At 54.4% G+C, this 19,585-nt stretch carries 14 protein-coding genes and 1 riboswitch; of the genes, 7 read left to right on the top strand and 7 right to left on the bottom strand.

Annotation, left to right across the window (positions count from 1 at the left end):
* Nucleotides 1-2: 2 nt before the first annotated feature.
* A riboswitch (Fluoride riboswitch) is annotated at nucleotides 3-62 on the bottom strand.
* 156 nt (nucleotides 63-218) lie between these two features.
* The 6 genes from KIH86_RS10095 to KIH86_RS10120 all read right to left on the bottom strand — a co-directional run bounded on the left by KIH86_RS10095 (nucleotide 219) and on the right by KIH86_RS10120 (nucleotide 8,147).
* Nucleotides 219-902: a hypothetical protein gene (locus KIH86_RS10095; protein ID WP_223084304.1), complete on the bottom strand. Its 684-nt coding sequence runs from the start codon at nucleotides 900-902 to the stop codon at nucleotides 219-221.
* On the bottom strand, nucleotides 899-2,431 hold the full coding sequence (locus KIH86_RS10100; RefSeq protein ID WP_223084305.1) for an ABC transporter permease: 1,533 nt from the start codon (nucleotides 2,429-2,431) through the stop codon (nucleotides 899-901). Before KIH86_RS10100 ends, KIH86_RS10095 begins: the two co-directional genes overlap by 4 nt.
* Complete coding sequence (locus tag KIH86_RS10105; RefSeq protein ID WP_223084306.1) at nucleotides 2,428-3,306, bottom strand: ABC transporter ATP-binding protein; 879 nt, start codon at nucleotides 3,304-3,306, stop codon at nucleotides 2,428-2,430. Before KIH86_RS10105 ends, KIH86_RS10100 begins: the two co-directional genes overlap by 4 nt.
* 37 nt (nucleotides 3,307-3,343) lie before the next feature.
* Entirely contained in the window at nucleotides 3,344-3,694 is a 351-nt protein-coding gene (locus KIH86_RS10110) for a hypothetical protein (RefSeq protein ID WP_223084307.1), read from the bottom strand.
* Complete coding sequence (locus KIH86_RS10115; protein ID WP_223084308.1) at nucleotides 3,636-4,253, bottom strand: RNA polymerase sigma factor; 618 nt, start codon at nucleotides 4,251-4,253, stop codon at nucleotides 3,636-3,638. Before KIH86_RS10115 ends, KIH86_RS10110 begins: the two co-directional genes overlap by 59 nt.
* A gap of 333 nt (nucleotides 4,254-4,586) precedes the next feature.
* Nucleotides 4,587-8,147: an alpha-amylase family glycosyl hydrolase gene (locus KIH86_RS10120; protein ID WP_223084309.1), complete on the bottom strand. Its 3,561-nt coding sequence runs from the start codon at nucleotides 8,145-8,147 to the stop codon at nucleotides 4,587-4,589.
* 364 nt (nucleotides 8,148-8,511) lie between these two features.
* Here KIH86_RS10120 and KIH86_RS10125 point away from each other — a divergent pair, with 364 nt between their 5' ends.
* The 7 genes from KIH86_RS10125 (at nucleotide 8,512) to KIH86_RS10155 (ending at nucleotide 19,100) form a co-directional block, all read left to right on the top strand.
* On the top strand, nucleotides 8,512-9,555 hold the full coding sequence (locus KIH86_RS10125) for a phosphodiester glycosidase family protein (protein WP_223084310.1): 1,044 nt from the start codon (nucleotides 8,512-8,514) through the stop codon (nucleotides 9,553-9,555).
* A 32-nt stretch (nucleotides 9,556-9,587) separates the two neighbouring features.
* Nucleotides 9,588-10,601, top strand: coding sequence for a bifunctional glycosyltransferase family 2/GtrA family protein (locus KIH86_RS10130; RefSeq protein ID WP_223084311.1), 1,014 nt, complete (start codon nucleotides 9,588-9,590; stop codon nucleotides 10,599-10,601).
* Between the two features lie 77 nt (nucleotides 10,602-10,678).
* Nucleotides 10,679-11,164, top strand: coding sequence for a nitroreductase family protein (locus KIH86_RS10135; RefSeq protein WP_223084312.1), 486 nt, complete (start codon nucleotides 10,679-10,681; stop codon nucleotides 11,162-11,164).
* 274 nt (nucleotides 11,165-11,438) lie between these two features.
* Nucleotides 11,439-12,095, top strand: coding sequence for a glycosyltransferase (locus KIH86_RS10140; RefSeq protein ID WP_407672260.1), 657 nt, complete (start codon nucleotides 11,439-11,441; stop codon nucleotides 12,093-12,095).
* A gap of 270 nt (nucleotides 12,096-12,365) precedes the next feature.
* Nucleotides 12,366-14,024, top strand: a complete 1,659-nt coding sequence (locus KIH86_RS10145; RefSeq protein ID WP_223084313.1) for a histidine kinase N-terminal 7TM domain-containing diguanylate cyclase — start codon at nucleotides 12,366-12,368, stop codon at nucleotides 14,022-14,024.
* A gap of 120 nt (nucleotides 14,025-14,144) precedes the next feature.
* Nucleotides 14,145-17,273: a hybrid sensor histidine kinase/response regulator gene (locus tag KIH86_RS10150; RefSeq protein ID WP_262416483.1), complete on the top strand. Its 3,129-nt coding sequence runs from the start codon at nucleotides 14,145-14,147 to the stop codon at nucleotides 17,271-17,273.
* 438 nt (nucleotides 17,274-17,711) lie between these two features.
* Nucleotides 17,712-19,100, top strand: a complete 1,389-nt coding sequence (locus KIH86_RS10155; RefSeq protein WP_223084314.1) for a glycine--tRNA ligase — start codon at nucleotides 17,712-17,714, stop codon at nucleotides 19,098-19,100.
* Nucleotides 19,101-19,243: 143 nt separating this feature from the next.
* Here the strand turns inward: KIH86_RS10155 and KIH86_RS10160 are convergent.
* On the bottom strand, nucleotides 19,244-19,585 hold a 342-nt coding region (locus KIH86_RS10160; protein WP_223110422.1), incomplete at its 5' end, for a hypothetical protein.

The raw sequence follows: 19,585 nt of genomic DNA on the forward strand, positions 1-19,585 counted from the left end.
ATCCACTGGTAGGAGTCATCAGCCTTGCGGCGGTTATGGCGAACTCCATCGCCTTTCATCAGCCCGGTCACTTGCGTCAGACCGATTCTATAGCATTTCGGCGGCGGCGTCAATAAAACGGCGCATAGGCGCATAGTGGTTGCATAGTAGGCACTAGTGCGTGCTAGTAGGCGCTAGTGGGCAACATGGCATGGCGCTTCACAGACCCGCCGAAGTATTCAGGAGTAATCTTCCTTGCCGAGATTCCTTGGAAGGAGCCAGGCGGTGACGGCGGCGCAGCACAGGGCCAGCCCGAGCAGCCACAGCTTATCGTCATTCCACACACCCTTCTGCATGCTGAAAAGGTAAAAGGGCCCGGTGTACTTGCCTTTCGACATCCAATCGATCAGATACCAGGCGAAGGCCGCGATAAACCCGCCCGCAAGATGGCGGAAGAGTACGGCGAGCAGCAGGCCGAAGGAGCCCAGAGCGACAGTGGTGATCCATACCCCGGAAGCAAGCGGCAGATCGAAGGAAGCTCCCTTAAGCCGCAGCAGGCCGAAAAAGATGGCGAGCGAAAGGCCCGCATACCCGGCGCTCAACAGCCAGCGCAACAGAAACGTAGCGGTATGGGACCGCCGTTTGGCGAGCAGCGTCTCGCCGATCCCGCCCGCGTCGAGGACGGCGAGCGGAGGCAGAAGCAGCAGGCCGGCAAGGCTGGCGAAGCGCTCTCCGTAGAGGCCCGCTTCGCCCGGCCCCATGAAGGCGGCATTCGAGACCGCCGCCATCACGGCGAGCAGGAGCAGCGCGGCAAGCCAATTGTAAGAAGCGAGCAGGCGGAGATTGCGCAGCGCGAGCGGAACAAGGAGCGAACCGCCTCCGCCACTCCGCCCTGGGAGCCGGGCGATGTCCGGCCTGCTCATCGGCTCCCCTCCATGGCGGCTGCTGCGCTTCTTCCCCTACGCCTGCGGCTGCGGCCCACAGCGCGCCCGCTGCTTCGGCGCCGCTCCCAGAGGAAGGATGCCGCTGCGACCATCGCCAGCGCCAGGACGCTCATGAAAATGCGGTTTGCCATAATCTCACCGGCGGAATGCCGGTAAGCATCACCCTGGGCGGCCGTATTGAAGCGGATGAGGAGCTTATAGAGACGGTAGTCTCCCATCAGGGGAAAGACCGACACGATAAACCAGGCGAACTGCAGCGGGACGGCAGCAATGCCGCTGCCGAACACGGTATAGACCAGCATGCCAAAAGCGGTGGTCGCCCAGACGGTTGGCAGCAGCCAGCCCGCGCCATAGGCCAGAAAGACGGGGAGCGCCTCGCCGAACGCCGATGCGCCATCCAGCGCTGTCGCGGTCTGCCAGGCCGCGACGACAGAGAGCAGCATATAGACGAGCGAAACCATGACAGCATAGGCCAGAAAGCGTGCTCCGACATAGGTGAAAGCCCTGATCCGGCGGCTGGCGATCAATTCATGCATCCGGCTTGAACGGTCGCGGCTCAAGGCGAAGGCGGCCAGGAAGACCGGGAAGACTCCGGCGGTCAGACCTACATAATCGCAGAAGAGCCGCGCCATGCCGGGATAGACCTGCCCTTCGGCAAGGCGGTTATGGTATTCAGCTGCCTGGACCCGGTACTGCTCCATCGCCTGTTCATAGGTTTCAATGTTTTCAGCGAAGGTAACGGCATCCCGCATATAGTAGGTCCAGCCTCCAAGCTTCTTGTCCAGACCGGCGGCAATCGCCTTCACGTTCTCTGCCGTATACGACCCTGGATTCGACTTCACCTGTTCCATCTCATCAATCGTACTGCGCATATTCGTCCTGTCGTGATCCGACAGCTTTGATTGGTGGGCGAACATCCCGAATACGATACGCTGATTCATCCAGCCGTTCCGCAAATCCTGCTGCAAATACTGGATGTAGCGCTCGGCGATTTTGCCGGGGTCTGTTATTTCCATCCACCCATAGACAGGCATTGGCGGCGGGGCTTCCATATCGGCCGGAGGCGCCTCCCCGTCCGCCGGGGTCTGGGCCTCTTCCCCGGCGCTTGCCGCGGCGGCCTCTGCCTCTTCGCCCGCTCCTGCGTTTGACGATCCGTCCTTCGCCGCGGCGGCCCCTGCTTCTGCGCCCGCTCCTGCGTTCGACGATCCGTCCTTTGTCGTGGCGTCCGGCGATGCGTTCATCGTCGCCGCTTCCGCCGATCCGACTTTCGCTGCCGCATCCGCCCCAGCAGCACTCGCACTTCCGGCCTCCGCTGCTGCCTGAGCGGGAGCGGTGGAAGTCTGCTCCGTCTGCTTCTTAGGCGGAACAGGCGCCCGGCCCTCTCCCCAGCTCTCCGAGGTGGCGTAGTTGGTCCCATAGAAGAGCACCACCACGGCGATCAGCATATAGAAGACCAGATTCCGGCTCAACATGCGCATTTCCTTGAAGACAAGCGCCGGGAAGTTCATAGCGCAGTACCCCCTCCCTTGCCGACAAGACACAGATAGCCGTCTTCCATAGTCGGCTCGGACGCTACAGCGTCCGGGAACGGCCGCTCCTCCGCCAGCAGGCGGACCTGCATGGATGAACCTGCCGCAACGGCCGACACGACCTTATAGCGGCTGCCGGCAGAAGCCCATTCCTTCTTGTCCATCTCCGTCTGCCATACTCGGCCCCTTGCCCGTTCCGCCAGGTCTTGGGTATTGCCCTGAAAAGGTACGCTTCCGCCCTTCAATACCGTGACCTCGCGGCAGGATGATTCCACGTCTTCCACCACATGCGTAGACAGGAGGACGACCCGCCCTTCCGCGAATCGCGCCAGCAGCTGGCGGAACCGGATGCGTTCCTCCGGGTCCAGCCCTGCGGTCGGCTCGTCAACGATGAGCAGCTTCGGCTCATGAAGCATCGCCTGGGCGATCCCGAGCCGCCGCTTCATCCCCCCCGACAGCGCCCTGACCTTCGCCTTGCGGTGTGCGGTCAGGTTAACCTCCTCCAGCAACGTATCGATCCGCCGCTTGCGTTCAGCCGCTCCCTTCACGCCGGATAGCAGCGCGAGATAGTCCATTGCCTCCGCGACTCTCATTCCTGGATAGAACGAGAACTCCTGAGGCAAATAGCCGACAAGCTCGCGGATACGTCCTTTGTCCGCAAGCGGAACGCCGTCGATCTCAGCGCTTCCGGACGTAGGGGCAAGCAGGGTTGCAAGCAGACGCATCAGCGTCGTTTTTCCCGCGCCGTTCGGACCGAGCAACCCCTGTATACCCTCTTCCCAGGTCAGCGTCACTTCCTCCAGCGCCTGTTTGCCTCCGTAACGTTTACTCAGCTGCTTCAATTTCACTTCCATCACGCACTCTCCTTCTCTCACCCGGGGGGCTTGTCATTCATTCACGAATTCCAATCTGCTCCAGTGTCGCTCCCAACCCGATCAGGATAACGGACAATGTGAAGACCGATCCCAGATCGAAGGCATAATGCCGCAGCACAAAATAACCCCCGGCCAGACTCGCCGACGCCAGGGCAATTTGAATGCAATTCCGCCGCCACAGCCTGCGCTGGTTCAGACGTACCCGCTCCGCTTCCAGACGGTCATATTCCATGATCGACGCTTTGACATAGATGCCGCGGAGGAAGCTCTCCTCATCCCCACTCTTCCCCGCATTATTGGAATACGGATCACCGGTTAACAGATTCTTCCCCTCCGCTCTTCCATTGTTCGAATGTTCGCCTGCCATACGGATCGTCCTCCTCCTTCTCCATGAATTCTCTTAACTGTCTTCGCGCCCGGTGCAGCATCACCCGAAATCCCGCCGAGGACTTGCCCAGCACCGCTGCCGCCTGCCGGGGAGTCAGGCCTTCCACATCCACAAGGTAGACCGCCGTCCGGTAATCATCCTTAAGCCCGTCCAGACGTCTCTCCCATTCATTCCAGTCCTCGCCGGCAAGAAAACGCTGTTCGGGTTCTTCCGCCGGATCGCTCCGTTCCCGGATGAGCGCTTCTTCCACCGACCCGCCGCACTCTTTCCTCCGTCCTTTCTTCCGCAGATAATCCAGGCATTTATGACGGACCAGCGTGAAAAGATACGTCTTGAAGGAGCTGCGGAAATCGTATTTGTCCGGATAGACGTACAGGTAAGCAAAACAGTCCTGCACAAGGTCCTCGGCAATGTGATAATCATGCACATATTGACGGGCGAAACCCACCGCAGGCTGCCGGTAACGGATGACGAGCGCTTCAAAGGCGGTCCGGCTTCCCGCGGTAAACTGCTTGATCTGTTCTTGTTCCGGGTCCATGTCCGAGCCTTTCGCCCTCCCTTCCTTCCGGGTTGTCCTCTCTTATTCGCCGCAGACGCGCAAATCGTTACACTGAATACTGAATATTGTGTTTGCCGCCGCCAAACATGGCCGAGTCAATAACCACACCATACCCCGGACATAGCCGAAAATAAAGTGAAAAAGACCCCGCCGTAGTTCGCCTCATTAGGAGGCGCAGCGGGATCTTTCGTTTTCTTAAAGTCTATCCTGTTCTCTTATGCAAATTTTCCTACTCAAAATTAATTACTCAAATTCTCTTGCACCAGCCTTTTGCTCTCCCTGCCAATCCTGGAGAACTCATGGGCTGCGCCCTTATTTCAGGTACGTTCCCGTCACTCCGATTCCGCCGCTGCCGTTAAGGACGTAGACCCGTGCATTGCCTTTGCCCGAGCAGTTTAGCGTGATGGTGCCGTTCGTCACGGTCTTGCGGTCGCCGGTCACGGCGTCCACATAGGTTCCGCTCGGAATGCCCGTGAAGGTGGCGTCGCCCGAAATCGTGACGAGAGCGAAGCTGTCGATACCCTTGGCAGTATCGGTATATCTGCGTTTGAATGCCAGATTTCCGGATACATTCTCCGTAGAGTATTGGCCTTTCTGCAGGGCGGGAACCGCTCTGCGGATCAGGTTCAGCTGACGGATATGCTGCGCCAGCGGATAGTTGAGCGATTCAGCGAGCGTGCCGGTTGCATTCGTGTATTTGCCGTAATCCTGAACCGTTACGCTGCCCTCGATGTGATCACCGAAGTAGGCGCGGCCGGTTGTGCTGAGCGGCGCGTTCGGACCCGGGTCGATGACCTTGCCCTTCTGGAATTCAATTTCGGAGCCGTAGAAAATGGCCGGAATACCCCGGAAGGTGAACATCAGGTCGAGATTCTCGGCCCAGGTGTCCTGCGTGCCTGCGAAGCGCTGGTTCTCGGGCGCTCCGTCCGGCGCGTAATCATGCGAGTCGACGTACGTGACGTTCCAGGTAGCGTCATTATAATACTGGTCGCCGTATCTCATAGCGAACGCTTCCTGCGCACTCTTGAACGCCCAGTGCATCGGGAAGTCGATGACATCGAGGCCCGAACGCATCGAATAATCCGGTGCATGATACGTATTGCCGTTCAGGAACGCATTATTCGAGGTCGGCTGATTGGCTGTAGTCGAGTTGTCCGCCCAGTTCTGTTCAACCGACAGCTTGTTGGACTCATAGTCATTTTTGCCGTCGCCCGGATAGGCCTTCGATTCCTTCCACGTATAGAACGGCGTGGAGATCGCCGGAATGCCGCTGTTCCACACATCTCTGTAGCGGGTAGCTACTTCACCGAAAATGTAGAAGTCCGAGCCGCCTCTTGTCTTCCAGGCCGGAATGAAGTATTTGTTGAAAATATACCGGCTCACATGCTTCACGGTATCGACCCGGAAGGCGTCGACACCCATGTCGATGTACTTGTTGTACGTATCGATCAAATATTGATCGACCACCGGATTCTCGGTGTTGAGGTCTACGCAGTCTCCCGCGATCTGGCCGGTCTGCACCGTATACGATTCCCAGGAGAGGCTCTTCTCGGTGTGGTAAATGTTATTGTTGGTGGTCGCGTCTTTCATCAGCGCAATCCGGGCCTGATACTGCTGGTCAGGCGTCATCGTATCATAGTTCGCCGGCAGTTTATCCGTAATTTTGAGCATGTTGTTAACGGTGTCCGGCTTGGTTGGATCTTTTTTGAACAGCGGGTACAGATTCTCTTCCCCGAAGTTGCCTGTATGATTGACGACGATATCCTGAATGATCTTGAGGCCTTTGGCATGCGCCGCGTTGATGAGGTCCTGATAGGAAGCCCCTGCCGATTCATACCTTGGGTCCACCTTGGCAAAATTGATCGCATGATAGCCGTGATAATCATATCCGCTGGCGTTCTGTACAACCGGAGTAATCCAGATGGCGCTGAAGCCGAGCGCTTTGATGTAATCGAGCTTCTCGATCAGCCCCTTGAAGTCGCCTCTCCAGGCCGGATCGGAATCCGGATTCCCCGCCTTGGCGTCATCCCAGGCATGCACGTTATTGCTCGGGTCTCCATCGTAGAAGCGGGAGGTGATGACGAAGTAAATCGAGTCTTCGCGGAAATCGCCCGTATTCCCTACGTTATAGAAGAAGCTCTGCGTCGTCTGATTGCCGGCCCCGTCCACCACAAGGAACTTGAGGGTCGTCGTTTTGGTGACGAGGATGGATGGTCCGGTCAGTCCGGCCAAGGCATTGCCCGAAGTATAGACCTTGGAGCTGGTGGTCGGCTCCGTGCCGTTATCCGTATAGTAAGCTGTCGTTGTGGCCGCCTTGTTGTCCTTCAGGTTAAAAGAGACGCTGACCGACGAATCCGATTGGCTGACCGGCAGGTTCGCGGTAATCGTCGGCGCCGTCAGATCGGCGTTCAGGTCGATCACATAAGCGAAGGACGACACGCTCCCCGCCTGTCCGGCCGAGTTCACGCCAAAAGCTTTGATCGTCACGGAAGAGGACACCTGAATCGGTCCCGTATACAGAGTCGATGACGTTGTAGGCTCCGACCCGTTGGTCGTATAGTAGATGCTATCGCCCGTATTGGTGCTGGTCAGCGTCACCGTCTGGGCGGAATCATAGGTTTTCGGTGTCGGCGAGACGGAAATGACCGGGATCTTCGGCGTCTCCGGATTGGCGTTATACCAGACGTTGTCGGTATAGTACCAGCCTTCTGCTCCGCTGCGGGACAGATCGGCGGTCTGTTTGCCGCTGCCGTCATTGAAGATCACGCTGGAGCCTGTCGCTCCCGTAATTGTATAGCTGTACCAGCTGTTGCCGTCCGAATTCATGAGGATTCCCGGCCAGGCTCCGCTTGTAGGCACGGTTGTAGGGTTCAGATTCCAGTAGTGAATCCGGACGGATGAGCCCCAGGATGCAGGCTTCTTGAAATGAACCGTCAGCCCCGTAGCAGTCGCGGTTGGCGTGGCCGTGGCTGTCGCAGTTGCCGTAGCGGTTGGCGTAGCGGTTGGTGTTGCTGTTGGTGTGGCAGTAGGTGTCGCCGTTGGTGTCTCGGTAGCTGTTGGGGTAGCTGTCGGCGTGGCGGTAGGAGTAGCTGTTGGTGTCGCCGTTGGTGTCGCTGTAGGCGAGGCCGAAGGGCTTGGAGACGGCGAGTCGCCCGCAGTGACGGTGATGTAGTCGAGATTGACGTTGCCGCTGTCGGTTGAGTCGTATTTGTACGCAACCGTGTTGGCACCCGATACAAGGGTAAGCGCTTCCGTTTGTGTGCTCCAGGTGTTCCAATCAGCGAGGTTCGCCAGAGTGGTTTGCTTGGCTTTTGCTCCATTGACATAGATCGACAGCGTCTTCGCGCTTCCGGAGCCGTTGGCGTACCGAAGTTCGGTGTTATACGTGCCGTCCGAAGAAGCTTGAACAGTGAATGTCGTTACTGCTCCGGCTGCGGTGTATCCGTCGACGAAACCGGTTCCCGTGTAGCCGGTGTGATTGGTATTGACTTTGGCACCGCCCGACAGCGATGCGTTCTCGGCCTCGTACTTGCCGGCTGTGGGTACAATGACCGTCCAGTTCTTCCCGCCATTGCTATCCCAGCTGTCCGTAGGGGCAGTAATGTGGTAGCAGTAAGTCAGAGTCGCGCCTTCCGGCACATTGATCTTGGCTGTAAAAGTGGTGCCGCTCTTCGTCATTGCCGTATCGGTGATGGTCGACCAGTTATTCGTGGTCCAATGCAGTGTCACGGCTGTTGCCGACGTGTTGGTGTACGTAACGGTATAATCGGTATTGCTAGCTGAGGCTCCGCCGGATAAACCGAATAACAATCCGAAGAAGAGCGCAGTTGCAAGCAGAATGGAAATCAAAGACCTGGATTTTTGTCTTGCCAAGCTTACTACCTCCCACATTTTAAATTTGATGTACAAATCCCAGTGCTTGCGCAAACGTTTGCAAAAAGAAGTAAAAAAATTATATTCCTCTATAGCCTCCTCTCCGAGCTTGATAAAAAGACCATTGTATGCGTTTGCAAATAATAAAGATTCATTTCATCGGTTGTTGAACAAAGCTGGCATCCAATGGTGATTTCATTAATGAGTATATTCGCCCACCATTTCCCAGTCAATCCTCTTTTACATGAAATTTGAAAACGTTTGCGCTTAAAGAGGGTTTAAATCTGAATTTCATTTAAGACTCATTTAAGTAAACGGGCCTATTGTGGGGATATCGAATCGAGCTTCCAAGGAGTGACCCCTGATGAACAAGAAAAGAAAATCACCGAAAAAGCTGATTATCGGCCTTTCCCTTTCCCTTACCGCAATCGGCGCCACCGTGTACGGACTGGCGGACCGTTACTTAATCGAGCATGTGGAGGCTGTGGTCACAGCACCTACCGTTGCTTCGGGAACCGCGGCCGTAAGCACCGCCGATTCCACATTGGCTTCCGCCGGCGCAAGTACCGCACTCAGCTCCGGCTCCGGTACAAGCACCGGCTCGGATTCCGGGACGAACTCGGCAGCATCCACCGGCAGCGCGGCAGAGAACGCCACATCCGATGATTGGAACTACAACAGCGATGATGTCGATATCGCCGTCAAGAAGGTGGAGACCGGCAGCGGTTCGGACAAGATCACGTATTATGTCGCAGACGTCCAGCTCAAGAGCGCGGCGAATCTCCTGACCGCCTTTGCGGATAACGCCTTTGGCCGCAACATTATCGAGAACACTTCAGAAATTGCTTCCTCTAACAATGCGATTCTTGCCATTAATGGCGACTACTACGGCTTCCGCAACGACGGTGTTGTCATCCGCAACGGCACGCTGTACCGCAACGAGCCGGCGCGCGACGGGCTTGCCCTGTTCAGCGACGGCACGATGGACTCGTACAACGAGAAGGAGACTACCGCAGAGGAACTGCTGGCGAAGGGCGTCACGAACACCTTCTCGTTCGGCCCGGTTCTCGTGAATGACGGCGCAGCCGTCACCGATTTCGAGAACGTCAGCATCGACACGAACTTCGGCAATCGCTCGATCGACAGCGCCAACCCGCGTACAGGCATCGGCATCATCTCCCCCAACCATTATGTATTCGTCGTCGTCGACGGCCGGCAGGAAGGCTACAGCAGAGGCATGACCCTTAACGAATTTGCGCAGCTGTTCAAGGATCTGGGCGCCACCGAAGCATACAATCTCGACGGCGGCGGATCATCCACCATGTATTTTAACGGCAAAGTCATCAACAGCCCGGGCAGCAAGGGGCAGGAACGCGGCGTGAGCGACATCATTTTTATCGCCGAATAACCGGCAGTGAAGAAATATGAAGGAGGCAGACCATGACAACCGTATTGATTCCCGCTTATGAGCCCGACCGCAGACTGTTGTCCTTAATCCATCATTTGCAGGCGGCATGCTTCTCCCGAATCGTCATTGTCGATGACGGCAGCGGCGAAGCATACCGGGATATTTTTGACTCCGCCCGCGAAGCCGGCTGCACCGTGCTTACCCATGATACAAATCTCGGCAAAGGCCGGGCGCTGAAGACCGGATTCCGCTACCTGATCGATACCGGAGAGACCGGGAGCATCGTCTGCGCCGACAGCGACGGACAGCATCTGCCGGACGACATCAAGAAGATCGCAGATGCGGTGGAAGGCCGCCGGAACGAGATCGTGCTCGGGTCCCGGCATTTTACCGGCCAAGTTCCGCTAAGGAGCCGCTTTGGCAACAGTGCCACCCGCTTGGTATATGCGCTGAGCACCGGACACCGGATTCAGGATACCCAGACCGGCCTTCGCGGCTTCCCGGCGGGGATGCTGGACTGGCTGTGCCGGATTCCGGGCGAGCGCTTCGAATATGAAATGAACATGCTGCTCAGAGCAAAAGGAGACGGTTACCGGCTCCATGAGATTCCGATCGATACCGTATACCTGGAGAACAACAAATCGTCGCACTTCCGGCCGATCGCCGATTCCGTCAAGGTGTACGGCCCGATTCTGAAATTCTGCTCATCTTCGGTGCTGTCTGCCGTTCTCGATGTTGTCATGCTTCTGCTGCTTCAGAGCATGACCGGCAACCTGCTCTTCTCGGTCATCGGTGCCCGGCTGTGCAGCTCGGTCTTCAATTACCTGCTGAACCGCCGCTACGTGTTCAACAGCAAGCCGAAGTCTGCGTTCATCGCCTCGGCGCCGAAGTATTTTGCGCTGGTTGTGCTGATCCTGCTGCTTAACTACGGCCTGCTGCATGTGTTGAGCGAAAGCCTGGGCTTCCCGCTGCTCATCGCCAAGCTGCTGACGGAGGGCCTCCTGTTCGCATTCAGCTACTGGTCGCAGCGCAAATTTGTATTCTGACCAATATGAATCGGCCCATCTTGACAATCCGCAAGAAAGAGTTACATTTTAAGAAACCTGAAGGGGGAGGAACAGACATGACCATTATTGACACCATCAAGACCCGCAGAAATATCAAGCTGTTCAAGCCTGATCCGATCAGCGAGAGCGATCTGGCTTCCTGGCTGGAGGCGGCAAGCTACGCGCCGAATCACCGCATGAACGAACCTTGGGAACTCCTGCTTGTCGGAGCGGACACCCGGGCCGCACTGAAGCACAAGACCGACTTCGGCCAGGCGCCCGTCGTGCTTGCGGTGTTGTCCAGACCCGCGCCGACGCCATTCGAGCGCGACGAGAATGTGATGGCCGCCTCCTGCTTCGCTCAGAACCTCCTGCTGGCCGCCCATGGAGCCGGTGCAGGCACCTTTTGGTCTTCGCTCGGCGCTCTGCCCCATAATCGCGAAATTCTGGACGTGCCCGAAGGCTATGATGTCATCGGCGTCTTCGGAGTCGGCTATCCTGCGGAAGTGCCGGAGGTCAAGCCGCGGACCCCGGTTTCCGCCAAGCTCACCCGCCTGCCCTAACACCATACAGAGCTCAGGATGCAGAAGAACGGGATTAGCCGCCATTCCGGTGCCGGTTACCCTGTCCTTTCTGCCTCCCAGTCAATGAATCTTTCTGAGTCAACAAGGAAGATACAAGGTTATGAATTGGCCTAAAATCCGCCTTGGATGTGCGAATTCTCCATTTTGTGGATATGCCGTTACCCTTGCAGAGACTCACATATTTTGAGAAGAGAGATGTGGGACACTCAGAGATAAAGGGAGCGATGTCATGGCAGCCAGCTCAAAAAACTCTATGAATAAGCAGGGAGTATCCATTATTACCTGCATCAATCGCCACAGCTGTTTGAGAAACCTGTTCGATAATTACAGCAGACAATCTCATCCCAAAAAAGAACTTATCATCATTGTCAATAGCAACCGAATCCCCCTTGAAGACTATCAACTAATGGCCAAAAGGCTGCGCAATGCGCGCGTCTTCCGCATCCCGGAGCGCGTCTCTCTCGGTGCCTGTTTAAACTACGCCGCGGGCAAGGCGAAATACAGCTATATTGCGAAATTCGACGACGATGATTACTACGCGCGCTATTACTTGACAGACAGCTTGTTGTCCTTTCGCAGAACAAATGCCGATGTCGTCGGAAAACGGGCTCATTATATGTATCTGCAAGGCTCCAAGACGCTGATTCTCCGGTTTCCGCATGATGAGAACCGCCAGGCATCCCGGCTTCCAGGTGCTACTCTTGTCATAAAGCGCAATGTGCTGAACCGGGTGCGCTTTCCTGACAAGAGCGTCGGTGAGGATGATCTTTTTTGCATCAGAAGCAAGAAAAAGGGGTACAAGGTCTATTCAGCGGGCAGACATAACTTCGTGGCGATACGCCGGAAGAATTCTTCCAAGCACACATGGGTCATCAGCGGTAAAGAACTGATCGGAACGCCAGGGTGCTAAAGGTGAAAGATGCGCGGCGATTTGTGGGACGGGGGTAACCCCGTCTCTGTTCAGCCGTTCTCATGGCCGCACTTCGTCTCCAAGCTCTTCTTCGTTCTCTCCTCTGCATGATGATCATACCGCTTCTAAGCACATAACCCCGTTTGAAATCCAATCATATCCTTCAAAAATATTGTTTTCTTGTCATGCCAAATATATAGTAGAAAGAAGATGCAAGACCTTAGACCCACGAAGATCCTATGACTACAATTAACAAGAAGGTGTACAATATTGGGTTTGGAGGCATGGATTGACCTACTGCTGTTCTTTATCCTGTTCGCGCTGTTTATATATATTTTCGTTACCGTCACCATCACCAAGCTGCACAAGGTTTATTTAACCTTTCACTTTGCCATGATGATTTGGCCGTATTGTCAGTTCGTCATCAAGACGATCGACAACCCCGGCTATCAATTATTATATGTGAAGCTGGCATTTGTGGATTCGGCGGTATTGACGACAGGATGGCTGTACTTCACGATTCTCATTACCGGCCAAATCCGGTTTCTGCGGAGAAAAATATGGGCGTGGCTGTTCATTCCCACAATCATCGCCCTCTTGGGCATCATTGTGAATCCGCATGGCTTGTTTGTGCTCCCCTGGAACGGCGGATATGTCGAGAGAATCTATGGGCCTATCTTCTGGTTCTATATGTGCATTCTGGTATCATATCCGATCGCTTCGCTCTATATGATTTATCTGGCTCTGGCATCCGGTCGCACGCCCCGTAAAAAGCAGCAGATCACGCTTATGCTTAAAGGACTCATAGCCGTAACCGGTTTCCTTATGCTCGATATATTGCTGAACGTCGTGTTATCCGACTATCTGCCCGTCATCCCGGGGATGACCTCCCTTGGCATTTTGATATCGGCCATCTTCTTTGTCATTTCCATTAATCGCGAAAAAGTGCTTGATATTGTGACCATTGCCCATCAGGATATAATAGATACGATGGCCTATGGGATTCTCGTGCTGGATGACAATGAAACCGTGGTAGAAATCAATCAAGCCCTGCGCCCTTATATGAACTTGCAAATCGGGGACCGGTTCAACATAGCTGCCAACCTGCCACAAGAAGCGGATAATCTCAAAGAGTTCCTGCATTCCTACTATGAACATCCGCTGAAGGACTGTGAAATCGATATACATTCCCCCAAGCATCGCAAGTATCTTCATGTCCATGCCGCAGCCATCATGGTCAGTGATGAAATGGTTGGGCGGATCATTACATTCCAGGATATCTCCGAGCTGAGGCGCCTTCTTAATGAGACCAGCCATCAGAACCTCATCCTGCAAGAACGCAATGAATCGCTGATCGAGGTGCAGAAGGAGCTGTATCAGACGAACCGGAAGCTGAAGAAGATTGCGATCACCGACAGCTTGACCGGCTGTTATAATCGTCATTATTTGACTCAGAAGCTGGAGGGCGAGCTGATGAAATCCGGCTTCTATCAGGACCCGTTCGCCATCATCCTGCTGGATATCGACTTCTTTAAATCGGTGAACGATAACTATGGCCATTTGGCCGGGGATGAAGTGATCTGTCACACGGTGGAGGCGGTCAAACGTACTCTGCGTGAGGCTGATATTTTAGCGCGTTATGGCGGAGAAGAGTTTATCATTTATTTGCCTAACACGGACGAATCACTGGCGAGGTTCCTGGCGGAAGAAGTCAAGTCCAATGTGGAATCGAATGCGGTGCTCATCGAACATGCCCCTCATCCCATATCCATTACGATCAGCATGGGACTGTTGTCGATCCGTGAGTATCCGTTTGAGCCTCCTCAAGATCCCAAGATCCTGTTGAATGATTTATTTAAAACTGTAGACGAAGCCCTGTACCAGGCCAAAAATGAGGGACGCAACCGAATCGTCAGTCTAGCCAAATAGGACTGTTCCTCCCGTAAATCGCAGCCTTGTGCAGCTATACATATGATCGCCTTGTCTGCGGCGGCGGAAATACCTTCTACAAGATGGAAAGGAAGACTTATTCATGTCAAAATGCCAGGTATGATGCGAACGAATAACAAAACCGCCATCAAGTATATTTCCGTCATCGTCTTGTTTGTCGGTCTTCTCCTTGGCCTGCGCTGGTCGTGGTCCGAGCTCTTTCCTGTGTCGGAGCAGCCGCTGGCTGTCAATGGTGTACTTGACCTGCGCGGCCGGGACTTGGGGAAGTCCCCCTCATTCTCTTTGGATGGCGAATGGCAGTTCTATCCGGGCAAGCTCTTGTCCCGTCAGGAGCTGCGTAAGGCTGATAAGCCCCCCCGTTCCATTCAGGTCCCCGGAGACTGGAGCGGCGCGATGCCGAACGGCTCAAATTCCTCCTATGGGTACGGAACGTACCGGCTGCGCATTCTCGTCGATCCGCTCAAGGAACCTGTCGCCTTCTGGATGACTGACATTCGATCCTCATCTTCAGTCGAAATCAACGGAATAGACACGGCCAACTACGGAACAGTTGCGAAGAGTGCCGATGCATACAATCCCAGGAATATCTCCTATTCCCCGTCCTACACATCGGAAGGCGCGACAGAGATTGATTTGCTCATCCAGGCGGCCAATTACGATGATCCATACAAAGGCGGTATCGTGAGCTCTATTCGCTTCGGCTCCCAGGCGGAGATTGACTATGCGCGTTGGTATTCGATCGGCTTCCAAATGGTAGCGTTTATCATCTTGCTGCTTCACTTCGTGTATGCCAGTATCTTCTACCTGTTCAACCCGAAGGAACGGGCTTTGTTCTATTTCGGCCTGCTGACGCTAACGGTTGGAGTTGCGGTTATATCCGGTCATGATAACCTGCTCATGCTATGGGCGCCGATCAATTATACTTGGGCGCTGAAGATCAGGCTGCTCGCCCTCATGTGGCAGACGTTATTGATTCTTCTGGTTATCCGAAAATTCTCTTCGGCTCCCCCTAAGAACCAGGTGCTGCGCGTATTTATAGCCGCGCTTCTGTGCTACTCGGGATTTCTGCTGGCCGCACCGGCTTCAATGGTCTATGGAAGCGTCCATCTGGGGATCTATTACTTTTTTTATTTCTTTTCATTTGCCTGGTTTCTTCTTGTGGCGGGGATGATGATCTTCCGGGAGCGCACCGACAAGGACGCCGTCTTCCTGCTGCTGTCTTCCGCAAGCATCATTTCCAGCGTTTTCTGGGGCATATGGAATTCTCATTGGGCAGCTACTCCCGTCTACTATCCAATCGATATCATTTCGGCCATTATCGGATTTTCGGCATACTGGTTTAAGAAATACTTTCACAATTCCAACGAAAATACCGAACTGAACAAGCAGTTGAAGGAAGCGGACAGGCTGAAGGATCAATTTCTGGCCAATACGTCGCATGAGCTGAGAACACCGCTGCACGGGATCATCAATATTGCTCAGACCGTTGCCACCAAGGAAAAAGAGCGGTTGAGCGAAGCCAGCCTTAACGATATGAATCTGCTGATCACGATAAGCAGGCGTATGTCCTATCTGCTGGGCGATCTTCTGGATGCCGCGCGCCTCAAGGATCATCGCATCGTCCTGCAGCAGGATTCTCTCCAAATTCAATCGATCATTCCCGGGGTAATCGGCATGCTTCAATTTATGACCCGGGGCCGGCCGATCATGCTTGTTCACAATATTCCGGAGACGATGCCGCCGGTCATGGGCGACGAGAAACGGCTTGTGCAGGTGTTGTACAACCTGCTGCATAACGCTCTCAAATATACAGAGGAAGGAACCGTCTCGATCTCCGCCGAAGTGCATAACGGCCAAGCGGTCATCGAGGTTGCCGACACCGGGGTCGGCATGAATGAAGAGACACAGGCTCGGGTGTTTCTGCCTTATGAGCAAGGAGACTACGGGAGAAGCGATGGCAGAGGCATCGGGCTGGGATTAAGCATTTGCCGGCAGCTGGTGGAACTGCATGGCGGTCAGTTGTCCGTTCGCTCCGAACCGGGCAAGGGCTCCGTCTTCAGCTTCTATCTGCCGCTGGCGGACCCACCTCACTCCCCTCACCTGAATCGGACGGTTCCGCTGTACCGGGAAACGGAGGATCTGCCTGCCGGACTGGTTGTTCCGGACTCGGCGGCAAGCGAGCTCGCCGCAACCGCTCAAGTTCCGCCGCTGCTGAACGGCAGTCGTATCCAGATTCTCGCTGTCGATGATGATCCCATCAATCTGAATGTGCTCACCGGTATTCTCTCGACGGAGCCTTATCAGATCACAACCGCAGGTTCGGCCAAAGAGGTGCTGAACCTGCTCGGCACCCGGCCGTGGGATCTGCTGATCGCGGATGTCATGATGCCTCATATGTCCGGCTATGAGCTGACGCAGATTGTCCGTGAGCAGTTCTCCCTGTCGGAGCTTCCGGTACTGCTGTTGACCGCGCGCAGCCAGCCTGCGGACATCTACACCGGGTTCCTGTCGGGAGCCAACGACTACGTGACCAAACCTGTAGATGCTACGGAACTGAAATACCGGATCAGGGCCTTGATCACGTTGAAACAATCGATAAATGAACGCCTGCGCATTGAGGCCGCTTATTTGCAGGCGCAGATTCATCCTCATTTTCTGTTCAACACGCTTAACTCCATTATGGCGTTGAGCGATATCGACACAGAGAAGATGCGTATGCTGGGCGACGCCTTCGCCTCTTTTCTGCGGATCAGCTTTAACTTTCTCAATACCGAAGAACGGGTCAGACTCTCCCATGAGCTGGAGCTTGTCGAAGCTTATTTATATATTGAAAAAGAGAGGTTCGAGGACAGGCTGACGATCCAATGGGAGGTCGATCCCGGCATCGGGCTGCTCCTTCCGCCGCTTTCCATCCAGCCGCTTGTCGAGAATGCCGTCAAGCACGGTATTCTCAGCAAGACTAAAGGCGGTACGGTTTGTATTCGGATCAACCGGCATGACGGCTTCACTCGTATTGAAGTCACCGATAACGGCAAGGGGATGGAACCCGAGCAGGTTGCCAGACTGCTGAGTCCGACGCTGAAAGGAACGGGCGGTATCGGACTGTCCAATACGAACCGGCGATTGAAGCAGCTGTACGGTCAAGGCCTGTCCATTCTCAGCAAGCCCAATGAAGGAACCACCGTATCCTTTGTCATTCCGGACAGAGTTCCACCGAAAGTCAAATAAGATCCGCCGGATGCGGCTCGGCCTGTCAGGGTACAAGTCCATATATGGAGCCAGCCCTGCAGGCGAAGCAACCGGATGCCCGGTGGGGCGGTCTCGTCATCAATCGGGCACGTCAGTGCCTCTTGAGTATTGCTGGCATTTGGGGTATTATTACCGCAAAGATTGATATTGGCAGCGATGGACCAATAGTACTTGATTGTCTTGCTTCACAGCGATTCGGGGATAGTGGAAGCCCGGAAGAAGCATCAAGGAAACGGCAGTCCGGAGCCGGAGAATCGGCAAAAGAGGGCGACTCCTTCAGGTCGTCAACTAGGGTGGAACCGCGGGTGCAATAAGCTCTCGTCCCTGGGCATCGAAGACGGATGCCTTAGTGACGGGGGCTTTTTTCGTTATTTCACGGCATTCGCAGCAAACCACTTTACGAAGGAGTGTTTAACGATGAGCAGTACCGCAGCAATGGAACAAATCGTTGCGCTGGCCAAGCATCGCGGTTTTATTTTCCCGGGGTCCGAGATTTACGGCGGTTTGGCGAACACATGGGACTATGGCCCGCTTGGCGTGGAATTGAAGAACAACATCAAGCGAGCCTGGTGGAAGAAGTTCATTCAGGAATCCCCCTATAACGTCGGACTCGATGCGGCGATTCTGATGAATCCGCGAACCTGGATGGCCTCAGGCCATGTCGGCAACTTCAACGATCCGATGATCGACTGCAAGCAATGCAAGGCGCGCCACCGTGCAGACAAAATCATTGAGAACGCCCTTAACGCAAAGGGAATTGAAATGATCGTCGACGGCTTGTCGTTCGATCAGATGAAGGCTTTGATCGTAGAGCATCAAATTTCATGTCCGGAATGCGGCAGCCGCGACTTCACGGACATTCGCCAGTTCAACCTAATGTTCAAAACGTTTCAAGGGGTCACGGAGTCCAGTACCAACGAGATTTATTTGCGTCCGGAGACGGCGCAGGGCATCTTTGTCAACTTCAAAAGTGTGCAGCGCACCATGCGCAAGAGACTGCCGTTCGGCATAGGACAGATTGGCAAAAGCTTCCGGAACGAAATAACACCCGGCAACTTTACCTTTCGTACGCGCGAGTTCGAGCAGATGGAGCTTGAATTCTTTTGCAAGCCGGGCGAAGATCTCAAATGGTTCGAATATTGGCGCGGCTTCTGCCGTGAATGGCTGTTGACACTCGGCATGAAGGAAGATCATATGCGTCTGCGCGATCATTCGGATGATGAGCTGTCCCACTACAGCAATGCAACGACCGACATTGAGTACCGGTTCCCTTTTGGCTGGGGCGAACTGTGGGGAATTGCCGACCGGACCGATTATGATCTGAAACAGCATATGGAGCATTCGGGCGAGGATTTCAGCATCAACGAACAGGAATCGGGCGAACGTTATATCCCGTACTGCATTGAGCCTTCTCTTGGCGCGGATCGCGTCACGCTGGCTTTTCTGATCGATGCCTATGAAGAGCAGCAGCTTGAAGGCGACGACAGCCGCACCGTCCTCCGTCTGCATCCCGCGCTTGCGCCGTTCAAAGCAGCCGTATTCCCTCTTTCGAAAAAGCTTGCGGAAGGCGCGCAGCAGGTGTTTGCGGATTTAACCTCCGACTTCATGGTTGACTATGACGATACCGGTTCAATCGGCAAAAGGTATCGGCGTCACGACGAAATCGGTACTCCGTACTGCATCACCTACGATTTCGAATCGGAGAGCGACGGCCAGGTTACGGTGCGCGAACGTGACTCCATGACACAGGTCCGTATGCCCATAACGGGGTTAAAGGGATTTCTTCTGGAACGTATACGTTTCTGATTCGGAGTTAGCGGCTAGCACATTTATTAGATGAGTATATCAAGTGATTTAAGATCGAAGCTGACATCAAGGTCAGGTTTGGCGTCAGCTTCGATCATTCAATCAGGAATGATAATTATGTTTGTTCACCATGACCTTCCTCTTCACTTAACCTGCTCTTCCCACTGATTCTTTCTAACCTCTTTATACACATATATTTTATTATTAGCCTGTCCTTTTACAAATGAATACCCATCTTCAGTCCATTCTTCCAGAACGAAAAGAGAGAACAAATTTGCCTTAACCATGGGTACTTCCATTCCATCTCTGAATTGTAAATCGCGTCCCATTGGAAAAAAATTATGCCACTCCATTGTGCCCAACTTTTCCCCCAAGATGCCAGCATACCCGCCTCTCAGATGGTGGGAGCTAATTATTTTAAATCTATATTCGATCCAATCCTTTGAGAAAAAGGAGTATTCATAGTGTGTGTTGGGCTCTATAAT

This window comes from Paenibacillus sinensis (assembly GCF_019904155.1).
Classification (GTDB): domain Bacteria; phylum Bacillota; class Bacilli; order Paenibacillales; family Paenibacillaceae; genus Paenibacillus_AQ; species Paenibacillus_AQ sinensis.

Excerpts from the sequence above, each read along its gene's own strand:
- KIH86_RS10095 (WP_223084304.1), bottom strand. The coding sequence starts at position 902 with ATGAGCAGGCCGGACATCGCCCGGCTCCCAGGGCGGAGTGGCGGAGGC.
- KIH86_RS10100 (WP_223084305.1), bottom strand. The coding sequence starts at position 2,431 with ATGAACTTCCCGGCGCTTGTCTTCAAGGAAATGCGCATGTTGAGCCGG.
- KIH86_RS10105 (WP_223084306.1), bottom strand. The coding sequence starts at position 3,306 with ATGGAAGTGAAATTGAAGCAGCTGAGTAAACGTTACGGAGGCAAACAG.
- KIH86_RS10110 (WP_223084307.1), bottom strand. The coding sequence starts at position 3,694 with ATGGCAGGCGAACATTCGAACAATGGAAGAGCGGAGGGGAAGAATCTG.
- KIH86_RS10115 (WP_223084308.1), bottom strand. The coding sequence starts at position 4,253 with ATGGACCCGGAACAAGAACAGATCAAGCAGTTTACCGCGGGAAGCCGG.
- KIH86_RS10125 (WP_223084310.1), top strand. The coding sequence starts at position 8,512 with ATGAACAAGAAAAGAAAATCACCGAAAAAGCTGATTATCGGCCTTTCC.
- KIH86_RS10130 (WP_223084311.1), top strand. The coding sequence starts at position 9,588 with ATGACAACCGTATTGATTCCCGCTTATGAGCCCGACCGCAGACTGTTG.
- KIH86_RS10135 (WP_223084312.1), top strand. The coding sequence starts at position 10,679 with ATGACCATTATTGACACCATCAAGACCCGCAGAAATATCAAGCTGTTC.
- KIH86_RS10140 (WP_407672260.1), top strand. The coding sequence starts at position 11,439 with ATGAATAAGCAGGGAGTATCCATTATTACCTGCATCAATCGCCACAGC.
- KIH86_RS10150 (WP_262416483.1), top strand. The coding sequence starts at position 14,145 with ATGATGCGAACGAATAACAAAACCGCCATCAAGTATATTTCCGTCATC.
- KIH86_RS10155 (WP_223084314.1), top strand. The coding sequence starts at position 17,712 with ATGAGCAGTACCGCAGCAATGGAACAAATCGTTGCGCTGGCCAAGCAT.